26 protein-coding genes are annotated in these 24146 nt (G+C 53.9%); 23 read left to right on the top strand and 3 right to left on the bottom strand.

Going from position 1 to position 24146, the window contains the following annotated elements; genetic code table 11:
- The first annotated feature begins 126 nt into the window (after positions 1 to 126).
- The 12 genes from soxX to ACR0B5_RS18710 all read left to right on the top strand — a co-directional run bounded on the left by soxX (position 127) and on the right by ACR0B5_RS18710 (position 11580).
- Entirely contained in the window at positions 127 to 603 is a 477-nt protein-coding gene (soxX, locus tag ACR0B5_RS18765; protein WP_170380044.1) for a sulfur oxidation c-type cytochrome SoxX, read from the top strand.
- A 46-nt stretch (positions 604 to 649) separates the two neighbouring features.
- Entirely contained in the window at positions 650 to 1066 is a 417-nt protein-coding gene (soxY, locus tag ACR0B5_RS18760; protein ID WP_170679144.1) for a thiosulfate oxidation carrier protein SoxY, read from the top strand.
- 34 nt (positions 1067 to 1100) lie between these two features.
- The gene (gene soxZ, locus ACR0B5_RS18755; RefSeq protein WP_170679142.1) at positions 1101 to 1430 is read left to right on the top strand and encodes a thiosulfate oxidation carrier complex protein SoxZ; all 330 of its coding nucleotides are present in this window, start codon (positions 1101 to 1103) and stop codon (positions 1428 to 1430) included.
- A gap of 70 nt (positions 1431 to 1500) precedes the next feature.
- A complete protein-coding gene (gene soxA, locus ACR0B5_RS18750; RefSeq protein WP_480542518.1) occupies positions 1501 to 2346 on the top strand; it encodes a sulfur oxidation c-type cytochrome SoxA in 846 nt (281 codons plus the stop codon).
- A gap of 87 nt (positions 2347 to 2433) precedes the next feature.
- Positions 2434 to 4131 (top strand): thiosulfohydrolase SoxB, encoded by a 1698-nt coding sequence (gene soxB / locus ACR0B5_RS18745; protein ID WP_480542516.1) that lies wholly within the window; start codon positions 2434 to 2436, stop codon positions 4129 to 4131.
- A 24-nt stretch (positions 4132 to 4155) separates the two neighbouring features.
- Complete coding sequence (soxC, locus tag ACR0B5_RS18740; RefSeq protein WP_480542514.1) at positions 4156 to 5418, top strand: sulfite dehydrogenase; 1263 nt, start codon at positions 4156 to 4158, stop codon at positions 5416 to 5418.
- Positions 5402 to 6727 (top strand): c-type cytochrome, encoded by a 1326-nt coding sequence (locus ACR0B5_RS18735; protein ID WP_480542512.1) that lies wholly within the window; start codon positions 5402 to 5404, stop codon positions 6725 to 6727. Before soxC ends, ACR0B5_RS18735 begins: the two co-directional genes overlap by 17 nt.
- A gap of 38 nt (positions 6728 to 6765) precedes the next feature.
- Positions 6766 to 7437, top strand: coding sequence for a c-type cytochrome (locus ACR0B5_RS18730; RefSeq protein WP_480542672.1), 672 nt, complete (start codon positions 6766 to 6768; stop codon positions 7435 to 7437).
- A 24-nt stretch (positions 7438 to 7461) separates the two neighbouring features.
- Positions 7462 to 8724 (top strand): FCSD flavin-binding domain-containing protein, encoded by a 1263-nt coding sequence (locus ACR0B5_RS18725; RefSeq protein ID WP_480542510.1) that lies wholly within the window; start codon positions 7462 to 7464, stop codon positions 8722 to 8724.
- A 79-nt stretch (positions 8725 to 8803) separates the two neighbouring features.
- Entirely contained in the window at positions 8804 to 9238 is a 435-nt protein-coding gene (locus ACR0B5_RS18720) for a DUF302 domain-containing protein (protein ID WP_425085469.1), read from the top strand.
- Position 9239: 1 nt separating this feature from the next.
- Complete coding sequence (hemA, locus tag ACR0B5_RS18715) at positions 9240 to 10463, top strand: 5-aminolevulinate synthase (protein WP_480523966.1); 1224 nt, start codon at positions 9240 to 9242, stop codon at positions 10461 to 10463.
- 58 nt (positions 10464 to 10521) lie between these two features.
- On the top strand, positions 10522 to 11580 hold the full coding sequence (locus ACR0B5_RS18710) for a YeeE/YedE family protein (RefSeq protein ID WP_480542508.1): 1059 nt from the start codon (positions 10522 to 10524) through the stop codon (positions 11578 to 11580).
- Position 11581: 1 nt separating this feature from the next.
- On the opposite strand, the gene ACR0B5_RS18705 is transcribed toward ACR0B5_RS18710, so the two are convergent.
- A complete protein-coding gene (locus tag ACR0B5_RS18705; protein ID WP_480542670.1) occupies positions 11582 to 12523 on the bottom strand; it encodes an MBL fold metallo-hydrolase in 942 nt (313 codons plus the stop codon).
- A gap of 2 nt (positions 12524 to 12525) precedes the next feature.
- Positions 12526 to 13323: an MBL fold metallo-hydrolase gene (locus ACR0B5_RS18700; RefSeq protein ID WP_480542506.1), complete on the bottom strand. Its 798-nt coding sequence runs from the start codon at positions 13321 to 13323 to the stop codon at positions 12526 to 12528.
- A 1272-nt stretch (positions 13324 to 14595) separates the two neighbouring features.
- Between ACR0B5_RS18700 and ACR0B5_RS18695 the strand changes: the two genes are divergently transcribed.
- On the top strand, positions 14596 to 16485 hold the full coding sequence (locus ACR0B5_RS18695) for an SLC13 family permease (RefSeq protein ID WP_480542504.1): 1890 nt from the start codon (positions 14596 to 14598) through the stop codon (positions 16483 to 16485).
- 229 nt (positions 16486 to 16714) lie between these two features.
- Positions 16715 to 17620 carry a haloalkane dehalogenase gene (locus ACR0B5_RS18690; protein ID WP_480542502.1) on the top strand — a complete coding sequence of 302 codons (906 nt, stop codon included), beginning with the start codon at positions 16715 to 16717 and terminating at the stop codon, positions 17618 to 17620.
- Positions 17621 to 17652: 32 nt separating this feature from the next.
- On the opposite strand, the gene ACR0B5_RS18685 is transcribed toward ACR0B5_RS18690, so the two are convergent.
- On the bottom strand, positions 17653 to 18540 hold the full coding sequence (locus tag ACR0B5_RS18685; RefSeq protein WP_480542500.1) for a LysR family transcriptional regulator: 888 nt from the start codon (positions 18538 to 18540) through the stop codon (positions 17653 to 17655).
- Between the two features lie 104 nt (positions 18541 to 18644).
- Between ACR0B5_RS18685 and ACR0B5_RS18680 the strand changes: the two genes are divergently transcribed.
- From ACR0B5_RS18680 to ACR0B5_RS18640, 9 genes are all read left to right on the top strand, one after another.
- The gene (locus ACR0B5_RS18680) at positions 18645 to 18935 is read left to right on the top strand and encodes a putative quinol monooxygenase (RefSeq protein ID WP_170722418.1); all 291 of its coding nucleotides are present in this window, start codon (positions 18645 to 18647) and stop codon (positions 18933 to 18935) included.
- 26 nt (positions 18936 to 18961) lie between these two features.
- Positions 18962 to 19975 (top strand): zinc-binding alcohol dehydrogenase family protein, encoded by a 1014-nt coding sequence (locus ACR0B5_RS18675; RefSeq protein ID WP_480542498.1) that lies wholly within the window; start codon positions 18962 to 18964, stop codon positions 19973 to 19975.
- Positions 19976 to 20356, top strand: a complete 381-nt coding sequence (locus tag ACR0B5_RS18670; RefSeq protein WP_480542496.1) for a VOC family protein — start codon at positions 19976 to 19978, stop codon at positions 20354 to 20356. It abuts the gene before it with no gap.
- A 143-nt stretch (positions 20357 to 20499) separates the two neighbouring features.
- Positions 20500 to 20883, top strand: a complete 384-nt coding sequence (locus ACR0B5_RS18665; RefSeq protein WP_480542494.1) for a nuclear transport factor 2 family protein — start codon at positions 20500 to 20502, stop codon at positions 20881 to 20883.
- Positions 20884 to 21019: 136 nt separating this feature from the next.
- The gene (locus tag ACR0B5_RS18660; protein WP_480542492.1) at positions 21020 to 21523 is read left to right on the top strand and encodes an aggregation factor core; all 504 of its coding nucleotides are present in this window, start codon (positions 21020 to 21022) and stop codon (positions 21521 to 21523) included.
- Between the two features lie 13 nt (positions 21524 to 21536).
- A complete protein-coding gene (locus tag ACR0B5_RS18655; RefSeq protein WP_480542490.1) occupies positions 21537 to 21989 on the top strand; it encodes a TspO/MBR family protein in 453 nt (150 codons plus the stop codon).
- Positions 21990 to 22000: 11 nt separating this feature from the next.
- Positions 22001 to 22555 (top strand): CIA30 family protein, encoded by a 555-nt coding sequence (locus tag ACR0B5_RS18650; protein ID WP_480542488.1) that lies wholly within the window; start codon positions 22001 to 22003, stop codon positions 22553 to 22555.
- Between the two features lie 263 nt (positions 22556 to 22818).
- Positions 22819 to 22989 carry a hypothetical protein gene (locus ACR0B5_RS18645; protein WP_480542486.1) on the top strand — a complete coding sequence of 57 codons (171 nt, stop codon included), beginning with the start codon at positions 22819 to 22821 and terminating at the stop codon, positions 22987 to 22989.
- Positions 22990 to 23353: 364 nt separating this feature from the next.
- Positions 23354 to 24121, top strand: a complete 768-nt coding sequence (locus ACR0B5_RS18640) for a hypothetical protein (protein WP_480542484.1) — start codon at positions 23354 to 23356, stop codon at positions 24119 to 24121.
- Positions 24122 to 24146: the final 25 nt, after the last annotated feature.

The raw sequence follows: 24146 nt of genomic DNA, 5'->3' as shown, positions 1-24146 counted from the left end.
GTCGTTATAAATAAAAAAATTCATTATTATGAATTTAATGTTGCGATAAGCAGTCCTCGTCGACTACGGTACACAAAGGCTTTGGGTCGCAAGGCGCCGTCGGCGCGATAGCAAATGGGAGGGATCATGAAGCTGAGACTCTTAACATTGGTCTGCGCAATGACGGGCGTTGCTGCATATGCGGCAGATACAGATCCGCAGGACGTAACCTATGACGACTATGGTGCCATTGAGGCTTCGTTGACCGGTGCTGCTGGCGACGCGGCTAATGGCGCGCTCATCGTTGGTGACAAGTCAAAAGGCAACTGCGTCGCGTGCCACGCGGTCACGGTTTTGGCAGACATCCCGTTCCACGGTGAAGTCGGCCCGATGCTGGATGGTGCCGGTGATCGTTGGACCGAAGCAGAGCTTCGCGGGTTGGTCGCAAACGCAAAGATGACATTCGAAGGCACGGTGATGCCAGCTTTCTACAAGGATGACGGCTATATCCGCCCGGGCGACGCCTATACCGGAAAAGCGCCAACCGCGCCTTTGACGTCGATCCTGACAGCGCAGGAAATCGAGGACGTGGTCGCGTTTCTTGCGACCCTGAAAGAGGAATAGTCGCGCTCTGATGCGTGAATTTTCGAAGTTTCAAAGGAGATTGAAAATGGAACTCTCTCGCCGCGAGACACTGGCCCTTGGGCTGGGCGCCGCGTTCCTGACAATTATGCCGCTTCGGGCAAATGCAGCTGCTGAAGATGCCATCGCGGCATTTACAGGCGGTGCAGATGTGGCTGACGGCGGTGTTACATTGACCGCACCGGAAATCGCAGAAAACGGCAATACCGTACCAATCGAAGTCAGTGCTCCGGGCGCAACTGCAATTCTTATCGTGGCTGCAGGTAACCCCGAACCGGGCGTTGCAACTTTCAATTTCGGTCCGTTGGCTGCTGAACAAGCCGCATCAACCCGTATTCGTCTTGCCGGAACGCAGGATGTCATTGCCGTGGCGAAGATGGCAAATGGCAGCTTTGCCAAAGCGTCCGCGACCGTAAAAGTGACAATCGGCGGCTGCGGCGGCTGATCGCCACGCGCCCTGAAGAACAGGAGACTAACCAATGGCATCCGGTGTTAAACCCCGCGTCAAGGTTCCAAAGACAGCCGCTGCTGGAGAAACCGTTACGATCAAGACATTGATCAGCCACAAGATGGAAAGCGGCCAGCGCAAGGACAAAGAAGGCAACGTCATCCCGCGTTCGATCATCAACCGTTTCACCTGCGAGTTTAACGGAGAAATGGTGGTTGATGTGACGATGGAGCCGGCGATTTCGACCAACCCGTACTTCCAGTTCGAAGCGACTGTGCCCGATTCCGGTGAGTTTGTCTTCACCTGGTACGATGATGACGGCTCTGTCTACGATGAGAAGAAAACGATCGAGATCGCCTGACGGCTCGACGACTAAGGCAGATCAGCGCGGGTCCGAGGAATTGGCGCTGATCCACCAAGGGAGGAACGCAATGAATATCAAGGCAATTAAGGCGATCGCGGCAATTCTGGTTTTCCCGGCTGCAGCGATGGCTGGACCGGACGAAGACAATCTCACGATCAATGATGAGCTGGACATGACCTCGGTCACTGAAGCTCCGGCACATCTGGAAAATTTGGACACGATCTATTCGGGTTGGCATTTCCGCACGGATGAAACGCAAGCGCTTCAAATTGATGACTTCGACAATCCTGCAATGATCTTCGTCGATCAAGCCGCCGATCTTTTTGAGACCGTTGATGGCGCCGCAGGCGAGAGCTGTGCTTCATGCCACGATGGGGTGGAAAGCTTCAAAGGATTGCAGGCGTCCATGCCGAAGGTGGATGCCGAAACCGGCAAGCTGGTCGTCATGGAAGATCTGATCAACAAGTGTCGTACGGACCGCATGGAAGCGGATGCCTGGAAATGGTCCGGGGGCGATATGCAAGGTATGGTCGCTTTGATCGGTCTGCAATCACGAGGGTTGCCTATGAACGTAGCGATTGATGGCGATGCCGCCCCGTACTGGGAGCAGGGCAAAGAGATGTATTATACCCGCTATGGTCAGTTGGAGTTGAGCTGCGCCAATTGTCATGAAGACAACTGGGGCAACATGATCCGCGCCGACCACCTGAGCCAAGGTATGATCAATGGATTCCCGACTTATCGTCTGAAACAGGCCAAGCTGATCTCGCGTCACAATCGTTTCCGCGGCTGTATTCGCGATACGCGGGCGGAAACTTTTGCCGAAGGATCGGACGAGTTTCGTGCGCTTGAGCTCTATGTGGCCTCACGTGGCAACGGGCTTTCAGTCGAAACTCCTGCAGTACGCCAATAAGGAACGAGCCGCGCGGGCATTGTCCTGCGCGGGTTTTTCATGCATATAACATTCACACATTTATATGTGTTACAAGAAAGCTGATAGATGATTTCTCGACGTGACTTCTTGCAGGTTTCAATGGCAGCCTCGGCTCTCTACGGGGTATCCGGGTTTGGCAAATGGGCCAAGCTTGCCGCTCAGCAAAGCCTAACGCAGGATCAATTGCTGGAGTTCGAGACCTTCGGCAATATCAGCTTGATCCATGTCACCGACATCCACGCGCAACTTAAGCCGATCTATTTCCGCGAACCTGAGATAAACCTTGGTATTGGCGATGCGCGAGGTCAGATGCCGCATGTCACAGGGGCGGCTTTCCGCAAGGCCTACGGGATCGAAGATGGAAGCCCGTCGGCCTATGCGCTGACCTACAATGATTTCTCTGCGCTGGCCAAGACCTACGGTCGGGTCGGTGGATTGGACCGCGTCTCAACTGTCATCAACGCCATTCGTGCTGACCGTCCTGATGCCCTTCTATTGGACGGAGGCGATACCTGGCACGGTTCCTACACCTGCTATCAGACGGCCGGTCAGGACATGGTCAATGTCATGAACGCGCTGAAACCCGATGCCATGACCTTCCATTGGGAGTTCACGTTGGGCAGCGACAGGGTAAACGAACTCGTCGAAGGTTTGCCCTTTGCAGCCTTGGGTCAGAACATCTTTGATGCCGAGTGGGACGAACCTGCAGAATTGTTCCAACCCTATAAGTTCTTTGATCGGGGCGGCGCAAAGGTCGCCGTGATCGGGCAAGCGTTTCCTTACATGCCAATCGCGAACCCAGGTTGGATGTTCCCCGAGTACTCATTCGGTATCCGGGATGAAAACATGCAGGCCATGGTCGACGAGGTTCGCGGTGCCGGTGCCGATGTCGTTGTCGTCCTCAGCCATAACGGCTTTGACGTGGACAAGAAGATGGCGGGCCGCGTGCAAGGGATCGACGTGATCCTCAGCGGTCACACCCATGACGCACTTCCCGAGCCGGTTCTGGTCGGACAAACGCATATCATCGCGTCTGGCTCGAACGGAAAATTCGTCAGCCGAGTCGATCTCGACGTGAGGGACCGGCAGATGATGGGGCTGAAGCACAAGCTGATCCCGATCTTCTCTGACGTCATTGTTCCTGATCCTGCGATCACCGCTCTGATAAATGATCAGCGCGCGCCGTACGAGGCTGCGCTGAGCGAGGTGATTGGCAAAACGGATTCGTTGCTCTACCGCCGCGGCAATTTTAACGGCACGTGGGATGACCTGATTTGCGATGCCCTGATCAATGAGCGTGAGGCAGACATCGCGATGTCGCCTGGCGTCCGTTGGGGACCCTCGATCCTGCCGGGGCAAGATATCACGCGCGAGGACATCTGGAACGTCACATCAATGTCGTATCCAAATGCCTATCGCACGGAAATGACTGGCGAATTCATCCATGTAATCCTCGAGGATGTCGGTGACAACCTGTTCAATCCCGACCCTTACTACCAGCAGGGCGGCGATATGGTCCGCGTCGGTGGTCTTGGCTACCGCATCGATGTGACCAAACCACAAGGGCAGCGGATCAGCGAAATGACCCTCCTCAAAACGGGTGAAGCGATTGATCCATCGAAAACCTACGTCGTGGCTGGTTGGGCCAGTGTCAACGAAGGCACTGAGGGTCCTCCAATCTGGGATGTCGTCGAAAACCATATTCGCAACCTTGGCACCGTCACGGTGCAAGAGAACACCAGTGTCGATGTTGTCGGCGCTTAAGAAAAAGATGGAGACCTAAGAGATATGGATGACGCGTTCAAACCGTCCCGCCGGGCCTTCCTGAAAGGCAGTGCTGCGGTCGCCGCAGGATCAGTTGCGGGTGCGGCAGCGGCAGACACGCCCGACCCACTTATAACAGAGCTTCAGGATTGGGCTTCTTACACGGGCGCCGGTGTCGATGAGTCACCTTATGGCATGCCGATCAGCTTCGAATCTCATGTCGTTCGGCGCAACGTGGAATGGCTGACCGCCTCTCCGATTTCGTCGATCAATTTCACGCCGATCCACGCGCTTGATGGCACGATCACTCCGCAAGGATGCGCTTTTGAGCGTCATCATTCGGGCGCGATTGAGCTGCGCAAAGAGGACTATCGCCTGATGATCAACGGGCTGGTCGATCGCCCGCTTGTTTTTACTTACGACGACATTGAGCGGTTCCCGCGCGAAAACCATGTGTATTTCTGTGAATGTGCGGCGAATACCGGTATGGAGTGGGCGGGTGCGCAACTCAACGGTGTCCAATTCACCCATGGTATGATTCACAACATGGAATACACCGGTGTTCCGCTGCGTACGCTGTTGCAGGAAGCAGGCGCCGATTTCTCACCGGACAAATGGGTCTATGTTGAGGGCGCAGACGCGTCATCCAATGGCCGCTCCATCCCGATGGAAAAAGCGCTGGATGACGTACTGGTGGCTTTCAAGGCAAATGGTGAAGCACTGCGCATGGAACATGGTTACCCCGTGCGACTGGTTGTTCCTGGCTGGGAAGGCAACATGTGGGTCAAGTGGCTGCGCCGCATTGAGGTCGTCGATATGGCGGTCGAAAGCCGCGAAGAAACATCAAAATACACTGATGTCTACGCCGATGGCACGGCCCAGAAATGGACGTGGGTGATGGATGCAAAATCCGTCATCACCTCACCCAGCCCGCAAATGCCGATCAAACACGGACCGGGACCTTTGGTAATTTCCGGACTTGCCTGGTCAGGCCACGGGCAAATTACGCGGGTCGATGTGTCCAAGGATGGTGGGATTACCTGGGAGACGGCGCGCCTTGGCAAGCAGGGCGACAGCAAGGCTTTGACGCGGTTCTATCTCGATACAAACTGGGACGGAGCACCAATGCTTTTGCAGGCCCGGGCGATAGATGAGACCGGCTATGTGCAGCCGACCAAAGACCAACTGCGCGAAAAGCGCGGAGAAAACTCGGTCTACCACAACAACTGTATCCAGACTTGGTACGTGAGCGCAGAAGGGATCGCCGAGAATGTCGAAGTCTCTTAGTCATGTTTTCCTGCCTGTATTCGGCGGCACGGCGTTGGTGCTTGCGGCGGCACTGGCTATTGCGAACCGGAACTACGGCCAATCGCAGATCGAAACCTTGGAAACCCGGATCAGTCAGGTTGAGGCGCACGCAGCCACAGCCCAGGAAACCGCGCAAGCAGAGGCCAACCGGGCAGCCGAACTGGCGGCCAAGGTCGAAGAAATCCAGACAGCGGCGGCCGAACGGATCGCAAACGGGATGAACCTGACCGCGCCTGCGCCCAGCAGCGAGGGCACATACGGGGTTGGGCGCCCCGCGATGGAGCAAGAAATCGCGGCCTGGGACGTTGACGTCTTGCCCGATGGGCGCGGTTTGCCGGTTGGATCAGGCGATGTTTGGACCGGAGAAGAAGTGTTTGTCGATCGCTGTGCGTCCTGTCACGGAGAGTTTGCCGAAGGCGCCGACAATTGGCCTGTTCTGGCCGGCGGTTTCGACACACTTGCCGACGAAGATCCTGTGAAAACCGTTGGGTCCTATTGGCCGCATTTGTCGACTGCTTGGGATTACATTTCCCGCTCAATGCCGTTTGGTGAAGCGGGCACGCTGACAGCGGATGAGACCTACGCAATCGTCGCCTACATCCTTTATTCCAATGATCTGGTGGATGACGACTTCGTTCTCAGCAACGAAAACTTTGCCGATTTCGAGATGTACAATATGGACGGTTTTGTCGTCGATGTTCGACCCGAGACGGAATACGCGGAATGGCGAGAAGAGCCTTGCATGGAGAACTGCAAGACAGAGGCCGCGGTTACTATGCGTTCTGTCTTTCTGGTTGAGACACCACCAGAAGGCGGTTCGAATTCGGTCATGAATGAAGCCAGCGCAGACGGGTTACCGACGTTCACGGCGGAAGGGCCCTCGTTCATTCCAGCCGCAGTGCCAAAGCCTGAGGAAGAAGCCGCCGCAACACCAGATGTTCAGGAAATCGACGAGGCTGACCAGACTACGGAACTGTTCGCAGCTGGTGAGAAGGTCTTCAAGAAGTGCAAATCCTGCCATCAGGTTGGTGACGGCGCAAAGGACAGTACGGGTCCGGCGCTGAACGGCGTTATCGGGGCCAACGCAGGGTCGGTTGAAGGGTTCAAATACTCCAAAGCTATGAAAACAGCTGCCGAGGCTGGTCTTGTTTGGACCGAAGAAGAAATGGCGGCCTTCCTGGCAAAACCCAAGGACTACATGAAGGGAACACGCATGTCCTTTGCTGGGCTTAAGAAACCAGACGATATTGAAGCCGTGATCGTTTACCTCAAGTCGTTCGGAAGCTGATCATGCGGTGGTTGAACATTTTGACCTGCGCGGCGGTTATGGTTGCTGTTGCCCCATCGACCCACGCAACAGAAGGCCTCGGCGACGCCGAAGCCGGGAAAGAAGTGTTCGCCAAATGCAAAGGCTGCCATCAGGTGGGCGAAGAAGCCAAAAACAAAATAGGGCCGCATTTGAATGGTGTCTTTGGGCGCAAGGCTGCTGGTCTGGATGGTTTCAATTACTCAAAGAGCCTAGAGCGTGCGGGCAACTCGGGTCTGGAATGGCACGCTGACACTCTGTCCGCCTACATCGAAAACCCACGCGCATTTGCGTCAGGCACGCGGATGAGTTTTCCCGGTTTGAAAGACCCGGAAGACCGCGCCAACGTGATCGCCTATTTGCGGGCGTTTTCTGACAATCCTCAGGACATCCCGGAAGCGGACCCAACCGCGAAAGGCACGGATCATTCGATCGATCCCGCGATCCTGGCGATACAAGGAGATCCTGAGTACGGCGCATACCTCAGCAGCGAATGTACGACATGCCACCAGATCGAAGGGGGCGATGAGGGCATTCCTTCGATTGTGTATTGGCCTGACGAAGACTTCGTGGTCGCCATGCACGCTTACAAGGACAAACAGCGGCCACATCCGGTCATGCAAATGATTGCCGGACGGCTGAGCAATGACGAGATCGCGGCATTGGCCGCCTACTTCAATAATCCAGAATGAAAGTGCCTAAGGGGAGGAAACGCGATGACACTCAATAGACGAGTATTTCTTGGAGCCGCCGGGGTAGTGGCCGCCGGGCTATCCGCTCCGATGGTGCTGGCTCAAGGCAAGCCCCGTGTAGTGGTTGTTGGTGGCGGTGCAGGCGGTGCAACTGCCGCGCGGTACATTGCAAAGGACAGCAAAGGTGAGATTGACGTGACGCTGATCGAGCCGTCTCGGACCTACTACACCTGTTTCTTCTCAAACCTTTATTTGGGAGGTTTTCAGGAGCTATCGGACATCGCCCACAGCTACGGCACGCTTGCCGCGAACTACGGTATCAACGTCGTGCATGATTGGGCCACTGGGGTCGACCGCGACGCAAAGACGGTTTCCCTGGCAGGTGGCGGGTCAGTTCCTTATGACAAACTGATCCTCAGCCCGGGTATCGACTTTGTTGATGGCGCGGTCGAGGGCTGGGACCTCTCGGCCCAAAACAAGATGCCACATGCGTACAAGGCTGGATCTCAGACTGAGCTTTTGAAGGCGCAGATCATGGCGATGCCCGAAGGTGGTACCTTCGCGATGGTCGCTCCTCCTAACCCGTACCGTTGCCCGCCCGGGCCGTATGAAAGGGTTTCGATGGTGGCGCACGTGCTGAAGGCAAACAACCCAACAGCAAAGATCATTGTAGCTGATCCGAAGCCGAAATTCTCGAAAATGGCTTTGTTCCAAGAAGGCTGGGGAAACAACTACGAAGGAATGGTCGACTGGATCGGCGAAGATTTCGGCGGCGGCAATGTATCCGTGAATCCGGAAGCAATGACGGTGACTATCGACGGCGAAGAGACGAAGGTTGATGTCTGCAATGTGATACCGGCGATGAAAGCCGGTCGCATTGCGGAAATGGCGGGAGTGACCGATGGCAACTGGGCACCAGTAAACGCTGCGGACATGTCTTCCAAAGCCGATCCGGATATCTACGTTCTTGGTGATGCCAGCCAGCAGGGCGACATGCCGAAATCCGGTTTTTCGGCAAACAGCCAGGCAAAGGTCTGTGCGAACGCAGTAAGAGGTGTGTTGACCGGGTCAAAAGTATTCCCGGCCAAGTTCTCGAACACATGCTGGTCGCTCATTGACACGGATGATGGTGTCAAGGTGGGCGCAACATACGAGGCGACGCCTGAAAAGATCGCGAAAGTCGACGGCTTTATCAGCCAGACCGGAGAGGATGCCGACCTGAGGAAAGCAACATACGAAGAGTCTCTTGGTTGGTACGCCGGTATCACGTCGGACATGTTTGGTTGAGGCAATCGGGGCTTTGACCGGTGTCAAAGACCCCGATGATCAATCTGAGAAAATGCGGTTCAGGAGGAGGACTAAAACCATGAAACACTTTATCGCCGCAGCCGCGTTTTCCACTGTTCTGGCGAGCCAAGGGCTTGCAGAAGAGATCATCACTATCCCCTTCGACGGCAGTTTTGATGATGCAACGTTCGCCGTCGAGTCCGCGATTGTGGGACAGGGGCTGGTCATCGACTATGTGAGCCATGTTGGGGAAATGCTGAATCGAACAGGCGCAGATGTTGGCAGCGACAAGCAGATATTTGCGGCCGCAGATATCTTCATTTTCTGCTCGGCAAAAATTTCGCGTGAGGTCATGGAAGCTGACCCAATGAATATTGGCTTTTGCCCTTACGGGATATTTGTGGCTGAAGACGACAGTGGCGTGATGGTTGGGTACCGAAGCTACCCTGACGGGCCAATGCAAAAGGTCCAGTCTCTGTTGTCAGGAATCGTCGAAGAAGCCGTTGGGAACTGAAATGAACTATCAGCAGTTTTTCCGTGGTCAACTCGACCAGCTTCAGGAGGAAGGGAACTACCGGGTCTTTGCGGATCTCGAACGACAGCGCGGCGCGTTCCCGACAGCACGTAGCTACGCGGAAAATGGCCCCGAGAAAGTCACTGTGTGGTGCTCAAATGATTATCTGGGGATGGGTCAGCACCCCAGTGTTATTGCGGCAATGCACAAGGTGATCGATGAGGTCGGTGCCGGGGCGGGAGGAACGCGGAATATCTCTGGAACCACCCACCAGCATGTTTTGCTGGAGCAAGAGCTTGCTGATTTGCATGGCAAGGACGCTGCGCTCCTGTTTACCTCCGGGTACGTCTCGAACTGGGCCGCGCTGGGAACCTTGGCGTCTCGCATTCCTGGCATCACAGTCTTGTCTGACGAGTTGAACCATGCCTCGATGATCGAGGGCATTCGCCACAGTCGGTGTCAGAAGCGTATCTGGAAACACAACGACGTGGCGGACCTTGAAAGGCACCTTGCTGAACTGCCTGCCAATGCCCCAAAGCTCATTGCGTTTGAGAGCGTCTATTCCATGGATGGCGACATTGCACCAATTGCCGAGATCTGTGATCTGGCCGATCGCTACGGCGCGATGACCTATTTGGATGAGGTTCACGCCGTAGGACTTTATGGACCGCGCGGCGGCGGCATAGCTGAGCGCGAAGGCCTGATGGATCGGCTAACAGTCATCGAGGGGACATTGGGCAAAGCGTTTGGCGTGGTTGGTGGATACATCGCCGCGTCGACAGAGCTTGTCGACTTTGTCCGATCCTTTGCTAGTGGGTTTATCTTCACCACTGCACTACCTCCCGCCGTGGCCGCAGGAGCTGCTGCGTCGGTTCGGCACCTGAAGCAAAGCAATTCGGAACGACATCTACACCAGCAGCGCGTGCGCGAGGTGCGAGACAGGCTGGACGATCTGGGTATTCCGCATACACCGAACCCAAGTCACATCATTCCTGTCATGGTCGGCGATCCGGTCAAGTGTCGCTTCATCTCTGACGTGCTGATGCGTGACTATGGGATTTACATCCAGCCGATCAACTATCCTACCGTCCCCAAGGGAACGGAACGTCTGCGGATTACACCTTCGCCAGTGCATTCCACCGAAGACGTGGATCGACTGGTATCTGCCTTGGGTGAGTTATGGACTCAATGCCAATTGGCGCGCAGGCCAATGGCTGCGCAGTGACAATGACAATTTGACCGAAAACGAGGACGCGCAAGCAACGAAGTGAGAGTTTCTCTTGATGGAAAGGCTCATCGATTTGTTGGGAGACCCTGGCGCTTTGGCATTTGCCGGTGCGCTTGTCGGTATCTTGTTCGGCGTGACGGCCCAGAAGTCTCACTTTTGCTTGCGAGCGTCGACCATCGAAGTCGCCGAAGGCGAGCTTGGTCCGCGCCTTGCGGTTTGGCTGATCGCCTTCACCGCCGCGCTCACCTTAGTACAGGCCTTTGTCGCGTTTGAGTGGTTAAACCTTTCTGAGACACGCGCGATCGCGTCGAGGGGCAGCCTTAGCGGCGCAATAATTGGCGGGGCGATGTTCGGCGTTGGCATGGTTCTTGCGCGTGGGTGTGCATCTCGCCTATTGGTATTGGCCTCCTGCGGTAATTTGCGCGCGCTGATTACAGGATTGGTTTTAACCTTGGTGGCTCAGGCTGCTTACACGGGCGTTCTTAGTCCCGCCCGCGAATTGCTTTCCGGGATCTGGACTGTCTCAGGAGGCGCCTCGAGGGATCTTTCGGAAATACTTGGATATTCGCCAGTGGCTTATACAGCCGTTGCAGCGTTGGGATTGGTGTCGGCAATTGCATTCGCATTCCACCGGAGAGTCGTGCCTGTCAGAATCATAACAGCGGCAGGCGTTGGCGTGGCTGTGGCGCTTGGCTGGATGATGACCTTTGCGATCGCGCAAGCATCTTTTGACGTCGTGCCCGTGTCGTCAATCACATTTACCGGACCGGCCACGGATACACTAATGGCGTTGGTTGCCGAGAGGAACGTCGTGTTGTCCTTCGGTATCGGCCTCGTTCCAGGCGTAGCAATTGGTGCCGCAGGCGCGGCCTTAACTGCAGGGGAGTGGAAGATCGAACGGTTTGGCCCGGATACTCCGATGGAGCGCTACCTTGCTGGAGCTGTCCTCATGGGGTTTGGAGCGATGCTGGCCGGAGGTTGCGCCGTGGGAGCAGGGCTTTCCGGAGGGTCCGCCCTGTCATTGACGGCATGGCTTGCCGTTTTCTTCATGTGGGTTGGAGCGATCGGCACGCATAAGTTATTGCGCCGAATTCCTGTCCCTCAAACGTCCTGAGTTATTCGAATTCCATCTGCTCAAAAACGCGCCCGGCATTTTTTGTCGCCAGTTCCTCAAACGTGTCCAAATGGGCATATGGTGACTGATCGACGTAGTAAGCCTCTGCCAGATCGCCGCCGGCATCCATGTGCTCTTGGATCTTGTCGCGCAGATAGATCAGGTAGTCGCGTGTAAAACGGCGCACCTGATCCATGTTTGTCGGATGACCGTGGCCGGGGATGACATATGTGGCTCCCAAGGCTTCGAACTCGTTGTCCCAAGTCTCAAGCCAATCCGCCGTATAGGTTTCCTGAAATATAGGCAGCATGCGCTCGTGAAACGCCATGTCACCCGCGATGACTAGGCTTTGGTTCGGCAGCCAAATCGAGATATCGCCGGGACTATGGGCCGGTCCGAGATATTTTGCCTCAATCCGGAAATCACCCATTTCAACTACGTATTCATCCTCGAATGTCTCGGTTGGGCCAGCCAGAAACGTTCTTTCCGCCTTGTCCTGATTGTAACGTTGCATTCCTTCAAGGATCTGAGGGCCGTATTCCTCGAATTCAGCCGCAGCATCCGAATGGGCGATAATTGGAACGCCGAGCTCTGACCAGTAGGCGTTGCCAAGCATCGCGTGCCCCTGGCCATTCTCGTTGAAGACAAGCTTAACCGGCTGATCCGTGATCGACTGAATTTCCTGGTGAAGCGCTTCAGCAAGCACATAGGCCGCGCCGCCGTTTATGACGATCACGCCCTCCCCGGTTACGATAAAACTGAGATTGTTGTTATGACCAGAGTTCTCGTAGGTCGGCGGGGCGGTTGCGCCAATGGCAGAGTAGACGCCGGGGATGTATTCGACCGGTTTGGAATACAGCACACTTTGCGGGTATTGGTCTGCAATATCCTCGCTTGCCCAAGCTGGTGTGGCCAGGGTCAAGACAATCGCCAGCGATCGCATCATTATGGTTCTCCAATGAACTTATAAGCAGAGCCAGTCTTCTCGACCCGGCCGATCCCACCATTCGGCAGGTGGAACCCAATTATTTTCATTTGCTCGTGGGAAATCTGATCCAGCAGCGAGTTCCGAGTTGCTGCGGCCGCCTGTTGATCCTGATCCGTGCCGCTGGACCAGTCGGGGCGTTCAAAAGCTACGTGTGGATTTCCCAATGCGTCGCCCACAACCATCACGGATTCACTGCCGCTGCGAATTTCAAACGCCATGTGACCGGGTGTGTGTCCAAAGCTTGCGCGTGCGGCAATACCGGGAAGGATCTCTTGTCCGTCGTCAAAGAATGCGACCTGATCCTCAATTGCCTCCATACGCCGCTTCGCGCCTACGGCGAACGCAGCGCGATCTTCTCCTATGGTATCTACTGTCGAGGGGTTCCACCAATAGTCCCACTCATTGCGGCCAAAGTGATGCGTAGCGTTTGGGAAAAGAAGGTCATCGAAGTCATCCAAAACGCCCCAGATGTGATCCGGGTGCGCATGGGTGAAGATCACGTGCGAGATGTCTTCGGGCGACAGGTCGATAGTTTCAAGAGATTCCAGAAGCTTGCCAGATGTTGGCATGAAATCGGGTCCAGCTCCCACATCGAACAGCACCGTGTTTTGATCATCTCGATAAAGTGCCACATTGCACTCTGGCTCGTACTTGTTCGCGTCCACCTTGTAGCGGTCCAGAAGCTGCCTGAGTTCTTCCTTCGGCATGGCGCCGAAGACCATTTCCGGCGGCAATGACAGGTACCCGTCTGACATAGTTGCAATCCGAGCCGAAGAACCCAGTTGTAGCTCTGCCCAAGCGGTTTTGGATTGAACGCCAAGTGCCGCGAGACACGCGGCGTTGTGTAAGAAAGTACGTCGAGAAAATGAATTTTTACCCATACACAATCAATAAAATGAATGTTTTAATTTGTAAATGACGAAAGATGGAGAAGGATGGAGTTTCGCCAAGCTATCCCTAAACGGCAGGGCCTTGTAGCAACGCTGTTGGTTTCAACCCAAAGACGTCGATTCAAGGTTCGCGACCTCAGGCGTTTCCTGCATCAGTGAATCCATACTACTCTGGTGCCGAGACAGCTGATGAGATGATGAAGGAGCTCTTTGAGAAAAAGCCGGGACTCGAACAGAGGTCGCGTCGTCGGCTGCTCTGGCGGCACCCTCTTTTCAAGCTTCAGATGCGCCTCGAGCGCCTCTTCCAGAAGTTCTCCCAAACAGATCCATTCTTCCATGCCTCGCTTGAAACGCGTGTTCCGTCTAAGCAGGACACTAATTGGTGCTACATGTGCGCATGGAAACTGAGGGTGCGTAGCTTTTGGGCTCGAGCGTTCAGACGCTCGGGATGACGGCACTGTATAGGCATTTGGGATACCGGAAGCTTCAAAAAATGTGCAAAATCATCTTTCTATGTTCAGGCTGTTCAGATAAAAAATTAGAGAAATGGGTTCGGTTGTGAATTTCGCCAAACGACTTTGTTTTTTTTCCTTGGGAGTTCAAGAGCGAGGTTGAATCGCAAATTGTTTTGGGCAATCGGCGTGAATCTCTTTGGACTGCTGAACACAAAATTTCTCAATGATTTTGAGAGGCGACGTGAGCGAGTTTGCGGTGTCCCACAGATGTGTAGGGTCGCGCAAAACACTTCGAGCACCACATAAAACTGCGAATTCTACCCATAGTTGGTCGCAGAGTGATGCATCACTCTCAACTCCTTGGTGAAAGGCAAGACCAAATAGAGTGAGCGCGCCGGTTTGGGCGCGCTCTTTTCGCGGGCAAGGCAATATCTACTATGGACGCGGGGATCTATCACAAGTCTGCGAATGGACACCTTCCCTCCGATTGCGGTGACTAAGAGACGCTTTTGAGTTTATCATCAGGGTCTCTTTGAGTTGGCGAATTCCATGTTTCAGCAGACACGATGTCCGAAAAAACGAGCTTCTTGAGCCGGCCTGATGGTTTTTGGCCTTACCTCCGGCGCAGAGTTGGTCCTTCGCATTTGCTGCTAATCAGGTAACGTCAGGTTGGGAGTACGATATGGAATTACCAGCACTGACGTACGAAATGATAGCCGTACTGAGTCTACTGGCTTTTACTGTTTTACTTTTTGTTACCGAGATTATACGGATCGATGTCGCAGCAATTCTCGTAATGGTGCTGCTTGGCGCGCTGAGCTATCTACCGGGGCTAGGTAATCTTGCCGATGTCTCCAGGCTCTTTGAAGGCTTTTCCTCGAACGCTGTGATGTCAATAATCGCAGTTATGATAATAGGGACTGGGCTTGATAAGACCGGACTTATGTCAAAGGTTGCGGCCTTGATCCTTAAGAATGGTGGCACGACAGAGGCCCGGATCATCCCAATTATATCAACAACGGTTGGTGTCATCAGCTCCTTCATGCAGAATGTCGGAGCTGCTGCGCTTTTTCTGCCTGTTGTGAGCCGCATCTCAGCACGCACGGAAATCCCGATGAGTAGGTTGCTGATGCCCATGGGGTTTTGCGCGATTCTGGGTGGTACGATCACATTGGTTGGGTCGTCGCCCCTTATCCTGCTGAATGACTTGATTGTTTCGGCAAACTCATCCCTTCCAGCTGACCAACAAATGGAGACATTTGGGTTGTTTTCAGTCACGCCTATCGGTGTGATGCTGGTGCTGACAGGGGTTCTTTACTTTGTGCTCTTTGGTCGTTGGGTCCTTCCAGCGCAGCGGGAGCGTGGAGAAGACGCAAGCTCGGCTCGGTCCATGCAGGCCTATGTCGAAAACACCTATGGGCTTAGGGCCGATATGTTTGAGATACGTGTCCCTGAAGGCTCGATCATCATTGGGCAAACGCTCGCGGATCTGATGGTCGCCCATAATATGTACATTCTGGGCACATCTTATCGCGGCCACAAGGTCATTGCGCCGATGGCTGATACTAAGATTGAAGCCCCGGCGCGGCTCGCAGTGCTTGGCCTGCGTCGGGTGGTTGAGCACCAGTTTGCTGAGCCTTACGGCTTGGAGATCCTGCCCCAACTAGATGTCTTTGCGGATGATTTCGCCGCGACGCAATCGGGAGTGGCCGAGGTTGTTATTCCTCCCGGTTCTTCAGTGATTGGCCAGACTCCGATCGATTTACGTCTCCGTCAAACGCATGGTTTGTCTTTGTTGGCCATTCAGCGTGGCGAAGAAACATTAAGCCACGTCGAAACCGAAGATCATTCAGCCACGCATATCGGGCAAGTTCCTTTGCAAGCCGGCGACACGTGTGTGGTGCATGTGCAGTGGGACCGTCTGACACGAGTGAAGTCAGACAGGGATTTCGTCGTTGTCACCTCGGACTTTCCCCAAGAAGAGTTGCGGCCACACAAGGTCGGATGGGCGCTCGCCTTCTTCCTAATAGCGTTGAGCTTAATTCTATTTTCTGACCTGCGCTTGTCGTTGTGCCTGCTAGTTGGCGCTGTTGGCATGGTTTTGAGCCGGGTGTTATCGATTGATGAGGCCTACGAGTCGATAAGTTGGAGCACAGTTTTTCTACTCGCTTCACTGATCCCGTTGGGGCAGGCGGTTCAAAACACCGGCACTGCGGATTGGATTGCAGCGCATGTGTTGGCCCTTTTGAAGGGGTGGCCGATCTGGTCGTTGCAAGCAGGAATCGCCGTTTTAGCGACGGCATTCACGCTGGTTATGTCCAACGTAGGTGCAACTGTTTTGCTGGTGCCGCTGGCAGTTTCTATTGCTGTATCGGCGGGTGGTAACCCGGCTGTATTTGCTCTCACCGTGGCAATTTCAACGTCCAACTCATTTTTGATCCCAACCCACCAGGTGAACGCGTTGATCATGGGCCCTGCAGGCTACCGGGTGGTCGATTTCGTTCGCTCGGGCGGAATCATGACTCTCCTTTTCTTGGTTGTTTCGATGACTGGACTTGCGATTTTCTTCTGAGCCGCCCCTTGGCGATCCGTACAGATGAACTCATAATATTAGGTTTTTGAGACCAATTTTTTTGCTGCAGATTCAAGACGTCTGCAAAAAGGGCCTCCTCCGCGAGGGACCGAAGCAATGCGTTCAACTCAACCAAACCTGAAGTCGGTATACACTGGAACTGGACCGTTTTAGTTTTATCGATCACTGTTGTTGGACCAATACTGTCGGCAATTTTGGAGAGTTCACGATGAAGTTCCTTCGTACACCGGACCACCGGTTTGACGGATTGCCAGATTTCGACTTTGGCCCGAACTATCTTGATGTGGATGATACCGAGGGCGGTCTTCTCCGACTGCACTATTTGGACCAGGGACCGGCGCAGGCACCGCCGGTATTGTTGATGCATGGAGAGCCAACCTGGTGCTTCCTGTATCGGCACATGATTCCGTTATTCAAAGATGCGGGCCATCGAGTTCTGGCTCCTGATTTGATTGGGTTTGGCCGGTCGGACAAGCCCACTGAGCGATCCGACTACACCTACCAACGCCATGTAGACTGGATGTCCGAGTGGTTGCGGAAAGTTGACCTGACGGGCATCACATTGGTTTGCCAAGACTGGGGCGGACTCATTGGCTTGCGGCTGGTTGCGAGTATGCCCGAGCGGTTCTCTCGTGTGGTTGTGGCGAACACGGCCCTACCTACCGGTGACGTGCCCTTGGGTGAGGCATTTCTTTCATGGCGGGAATACTCGCAATCCGTGCCGGAATTTAATTCGGGACGCATCGTATTCGGTGGCACAACATCCAAGATTTCAGATGAAGAGGTCGCAGCCTATAACGCACCGTTCCCGGATGCGCGCTATCTCGCAGGCGCTCGCGAGTTTCCAGTGTTGGTGCCCAACTCGCCTGACAATCCAGCTTCAGAAGCCAACCGAGCCGCATGGGAAACCCTCAAGACCCTGAACACTCCGTTTCTGACTGTTTTTGGAGAAGATGACAGGGTCATGGCGGGCGTAGACAAACTGTTCCAAAGGTCGATCCCTGGGGCAGTTGGTCAAAATCATATCGTTGTGCCAAAAGCCGGGCATTTCATTCAAGAAGATGCTGGTACAGAGCTGGTACACGCGACTTTGAAATTCATTGAGCAAACATAGCGGCTGCCAGATTAGTGATTTCCCCTACGGCTTTAACGCACACCAAATTTGCGACGCAAATGCTCGGCCAAGGCCGTTATGCGACGTGGTTGGGCTCGGCTCGGCGGAAACATCATTTGCAAAGGTTTCGGCGGTGGGAGGAAGTCGCGCAAGACAGAAACAAGTCTGCCAGATCGAACATCGTCGCCGACATCCAGCTCGGACTTCAATACGACCCCATGGCCTGCGATCGCCCAATCGCGGATCAGTGAACCATCATTGACTATTCGATTTCCCTTTACCGATACGCGCTGGGCATTTGGTCCTGACCCAAACTCCCAAACGTTGTCAATCATGTCCCCAAACCTCATGACCAAGCAGTTGTGGTTCAGTAGATCTTCTGGTTTTTCAGGCGTTCCGAATGAGGCCAGGTAACTTGGGGATGCACATACGAAACGTTGGTAGCTTCCTAGATTTCGCAACCTGAGCGAGCTGTCTGTGATGTTGCCGAAGCGAACGGCGAGGTCGAAACCCTGGCCGACAAGATCGACATAACCGTCTGAGAGGGAAAGTTCGATTGAGACTGCAGGGTTCTCTTCGGTGAATTCGGCGATAACCTCGGAAACAATGCTCCGTCCCAAGTCAATCGGTGCGCTTATGCGAATTGGACCAGACAGAGTTTCGGCGCCGTGCCGAACAAGTGTATCCAGGTCCGCAACCTCACTCAGGACGCTTCTTGCTCCGTCAGCTAGTGTCCGGCCTTCTTCGGTCAGGCTAATTGAACGGGTGGTGCGGTTGAACAAAACCACACCGTAATGTCCTTCCAGTGCTGCGAGCCGCTCGGACACTGTCGTGCTCGACAACCCTGTCTCGCGCGCCGCGGCCACAAGACTGCCTTTCTCGGCTATGGTCAGAAACAAGCGAAGATTGTCTAAAAGCATTAAACGGAATTTCCGGATTATATGTTCGAACCTGACCTGTTTATCCCGAAAGTACTGCGGCGTAAATCTTGCGCATCGCTCGAGAACACAAGGGACCTATTCCAATGGCCAAGCTGACAATCCTCGCCAACATCAAAGCCAACCCCGACAAGATCGACCTCGTAAAGGGTGAGCTGATCAAGCTCATCGACACAACCCGAGCCGAAGAGGGTTGTATTAACTACGACCTGCACCAGGACAACGATAACCCAGCTCATTTCGTGTTCTACGAAAATTGGGAAAGCCGAGAGCTTTGGCAAACCCACATGGGTGCTCAGCACCTTGCGGCTTACCTGGAAGCTACAGAGGGCGCTGTTGCAGAATTCACGTTGAATGAAATGACAGTCATCGGTTGATACAGAACCGGACAAAGGAGCACGTTATGAAGGCCGTGGGATACCGTGAGACAGGGTCGATAGATCGGACGGACGCCTTAATCGACTTCGAGGCCGACAAATCGACGCCCAAGGGGCGCGACTTGTTAGTGAAGGTGCAGGCCGTGTCAGTGAACCCGGTCGATACGAAAATTCGGCAAAAACGTGCTCCTGTAGGTCCAGCACCTGATATTCTGGGGTGGGACGCAGTAGGGATCGTCGAAGCCGTTGGTGAAGCGGTGGAGACTTTCAGTCCGGGAGACACAGTTTGGTATGCCGGGGCGATCAACCGACCGGGAACCAATGCCGAGTTTCATCTGGTGGATGAACGTATTGTCGGAGCCGCGCCAAAATCCATACCGGCGAAAGCGGCTGCGGCGATGCCGCTCACGACGCTTACTGCTTTTGAGATGCTGTTCGACCGCTTGCGAGTCCGGGATGCCGTTTCCGGCGGGACCAATACGTTGCTGGTTATTGGCGGTGCAGGTGGTGTCGGGTCAATCACGATTCAATTGGCGCGGGCTCTCACTGACTTGACAGTGATTGCCACTGCGTCCAGACCCGAGACACAAGACTGGGTTCGAGAGCTAGGCGCGCACCATGTCATCAACCACGCGGAACCTTTTGGCGCACAACTCGAGGCTCTCGGTATCGACAGCGTGGATTTCATCTATTCCACAAACCATTCCCAGCTTTATGCCTCTCAAGCCGGAGAGGTGATGACACCCCAAGGTCGCTTTGGGTTGATCGATGATCCTGAGACCTTCGACATCGCGCCGTTCAAACCTAAATCGATCTCATTGCATTGGGAGTTCATGTACACTCGGTCGCTTTTCGGGACTGGAGATATGAATCGTCAAAGCGAAATCCTGAATCAGGTCGCCGGGTTGATAGATGATGGAAAGATCAGATCCACAGCGACCGATACACTTGGTATAATCAATGCTGCAAACTTAATGAAAGCGCATGCTATCCTTGAAAGCGGTAAGGCCAAAGGAAAGCTCGTGCTTGAGGGGTTTTAGATGAGAATTGAGCGGTTGGATCATGTGAATATCGTGACGACTAGGCTGTCCGAGATGGTTACTTGGTACGAAGAGGTCCTGGGTTTGAAACTCGGGGCCCGCCCTGATTTTCCGTTTCCCGGAGCTTGGTTGTATGCGGGTGATTATGCCGTGGTTCACCTTGTGGGTCACGAAGGAACGCCAAATGTCGGTTCCGAAGTGAAGCTCAAACTCGAGCATTTTGCGCTCTCAGCCACGGGCTTGAGCGCATTCGAAGAAAAACTGAACTCGAGTCAGATCAAGTACCGCAAAACTGACGTCCCGGGCGCCCGAATGGTCCAAATCCATGTGGCTGATCCTGATGGAAATCATATTCATATTGACTTCGAAGACACCGAGTAAGGGCTAACCCTCGAAATTGCCGGAACGCAAAATCAAGCTCGAAACTCTTTGCCGATCAATGATCGAGATCCTTGCCGGGTTGCTTCCAAGAATTACTCGGACCAACATTTTTGGGCGGTACAAACGTCAATTTGGAGATCAGCATGCCGGACCTCGAAACAAACAAGAAAAACGTCATAGCTTTCTACGAAATGATGTTCAACGCGTGTCGACCCGCCGAGGCCATCGCAACCTTTGTTGGGGAAACCTATACGCAGCACAACCCACATGTTGGCAACGGCAAGCAAGCTTTTGTTGACTACTTTGAGCGCATGGCCGCCGAATACCCGGGAAAGCGCGTGGACATCAAACGTGCCTTTGCTGAAGACGATCACGTTATTCTGCATTGCCATCAAATCTGGCCCGATGGTCTCGAGTACGCAGGGATCGATATTTTTCGCCTGGATGCTGATGGCAAGGTTGTCGAACACTGGGACGTTCTTCAGGAAGTTCCAGCAAACAGCGAGAACGACAATGGCATGTTTTGACTTCGCCGTTCTAACTGCAGAGCATAGAACTTCGAAAGCTGCTGTCTGCTAAACCACGATAGTCAAAGGGTATAAGTCTGATCCAGGAAACCCGCCGAGGCGTATCTATCAAGAACCGTTTAATTAGGAGATAAATATGTTCTCGAAAAGTATTCTTACAGCCACCGTTGGACTATTTGCAGCCACGTCCCTTCAGGCTGGTGTACAAATTCACTTTATAGAAGGCGCACCTAAGGACCGTTTTGTTCTGACAAACGTCGGAGCTTGCGAAGTAGAAGCTTCGACAGTCAAAATTGACTTGTCGAAATCTGCGGGACGTCTGATTTTCGACGTTACCGACAAAGGCGCGGGTGTAGAGGTCTTCCAACCTCTCGAATTTGTTGAGGGTGCGGATGCTCTGCGTAAAATTCCAGCGGTCGTGGATGGGCAAGATACAATTGAACTTGAGATAGCCTCCCTCGCAGCCGGGGGCAGACTCGCCTTTACCATCGATGTCGATGACACAATCGGGCAACGCGAAATCACCGTAACGGGGTCGGAGATCGAAGGCGCCACGGTGTCATTTACCGATGCGGATGAGACCAGTACTGCGACCTTCTCTTCCGAAGCATTTGTGAACGTGGCGACACAGGACTGCTGAAAGCTATCCCAAAATGTCGAACTGGTTAATCCGCATAGCATTCCTTGCGCTCATGTTGGGAGGCGGCATCCTGATTGGGACACTGACCGCACCCGGCGAATGGTACGCGCAGCTTTCTAAGCCGGCTTTCAATCCACCAAATTGGATTTTTGGGCCAGTTTGGACAGTGCTATATGTCTTGATCGCTATGGTAGGTTGGCGTCAGTTCGAAGCAGACCGAAGCTCGACCGCCATGAAGCTGTGGTGGGCGCAGATGGTTCTGAACTTTTTGTGGTCCCCAGCCTTTTTCGTACTGCAACGGCCGTGGATTGCCTTTGTGGTCATTGTCGCGTTGTTGGCTGTGATCGTCATGTTCATCGTTCAGGTCAGGAATTCCGATCGGGTTTCTACGCTGGCCTTCCTGCCGTACTTTGCATGGGTCGCATTTGCCACGGCGCTGAACCTTTCCATTGCGATACTGAACTGAGAAGGAACAAAATGCTTGCCGACTTCATTGGGCTTGTTTCAGGTCTTGTTATCATTGGATGCATAATGGCTCAGGCTGATGAAAAACTGACTGAAGACTTTTCCAAGTCTCCGGAGACGCGTTGGGACTACGTAGCCGACACCGTCATGGGAGGAGCTTCTTCAGGCCAGGTGCAGTTTCCTTCGGAAGGTGATGTTACATTCGCGCGGTTGACCGGAATCGTCAGTACGGAAAACAACGGCGGTTTCATCCAATTCCGACGCAAGTTGTCTGATCGACCAGATGAGGGTGTATCAGGCGTCAGGTTATTGGTACGGGGGAACGGTGAGCAATATTTCGTTCACCTCAGAACACGTGGCACGGTGCTTCCGTGGCAATACTATCAGGCCGCGTTCGCGACTTCTGAAGACTGGACCGAAGTCTATTTGCCTCTATCAGGTTTCAAGGCTTCAGGTGCCATGTTGCGCGCTATTCCCGTTGCTGACGAAATCACCTCCGTCGGAGTTGTCGCCTTCGGGCGCGATCACGAGGCCCGCGTAGATGTTAGTGAGATTGGTTTCTATTGAAGATCTCCAAAGAGAGGGCTGTGATATTCAGATAGGTCTGCCTGAGACCGCTTGAGATCGAGTTGTGCCAATGCCTGGACGCGGATGTGCGGTTCCTTCATTTTGGATGCTGAACCTGTCTTTTCTGAGCGAACATTCAGAGCGTGCTGCGTTCCGAAGAGACGACTCTACAGACAGTCTTCAGTTAAAAAAACTTAATCAAAGCAAAATACATTAAGCAAAAGACAACTCCCACATGAAGCTCATGTAAAGGAGTGAGTATCATGAAGAGGATTGCAGCTTTGGGCCTTGTTGCCCTGACCCTATCATTTGTTGGCACCGGTGCGTTTGCGCAATGCTATTTTGGGAACGATGCGGTAACCGGGATGGAAACGATCATCTGTGAGACAGACGGTGGCTTTTCCAGTTGGGGCACATTGATCGCCGAAGCATAAGCGTTTCGGGGTTCGACACCAAATTGTCTGTGAATTTGGTTAAAGCAGATCGAATTCTGCAATTGGTAGCACCAAAGCCAAACAGCACTCGATGCCGAAAGTGGTGACGCGACAGACTCGTCTATAAGTACTGCGTGGTAGGGAACCTCCTGTCCCGCTGCGATGCAAGAAACTGCACCAGTTCATCGCCTTGGTTTGTGTCGATGGATATTTCAAACTCACGCAACCTTGGGCCGATTCTTGGCGTTCTCCGTTCCTCTGTTGAGGCAATGTGATGGCCTCTGTTGTTAGGAGACCAATCGTTCTTTGTATTGACCCGTCACGACAACGCCCCACCTTTTTAACTCAGTTAGGAGCATCCTGAGTGTTTGTGAGGACCACCGCCTTGTTGTTTTTTGCTGTGTCGACCCCGGCCACGGCATTGCAGCTTCGCGAAACAGGGCGGTATGAGCTCAATCAACCCGCAAGTCTTGACTACGATCCGACGTTTTGTGGGTTGTGGATTGCGAACGAGGGGCCCGATGCCATTCTCGTTACATTGCAAGGTGATGAGTTGCGCCGCATATCCAGCGATCTCTTCCGTATCAAAGCAATTGCTATTGAAGGGGATCACTTGTTGCTGGGCGATGGTCTCGGCAGTCTTCAACGTGTCACCAAAGATGGAGAGCCACTCGGAGCGCCTTTCAAACTGGACGGCGGATTCGCAGACACCGAGGGGATCGCGATCAACGCGAAGGGGCAGATCGTGACCGTAGAAGATGACCCCGAACGGTTGTCCTGGTTCACTTCAGAGGGTGCTTTGACGGCGAGGTTGGATACCATGAAGCTCTCTCCTCCCTTGAGCGAGGCGCAGGGCATCGCCATTGACCCACGCACAGGTCACATGTTGATTGTTGATGACTGGGAAGGGTCAAACAGCTTGTATGAGTTCACGGCAGATGGCCAATTGCTCGCCCAGAAAAGCCTTTTGGAATTCGGAACTGACCCTGAAGGCATCGCCATTAGGCCGGGATCTAACCAACTGTTTGTAGCATTCGACGGCGGCGCGAAGATTGTGACATTTGACTACACGCCCACCTTACCTGAAGGATCACCGCCGCTTCCCCCGGGCGGAGATTGTATGATGTTCTGAGAATTTGGCTTTGTATTCTGGCTAA

It is taken from the genome of Ruegeria sp. AG1 (genome assembly GCF_056541705.1).
Note: the sequence above shows the minus strand (reverse complement) of the source record. Positions and strands in the feature narration are given on the sequence as shown.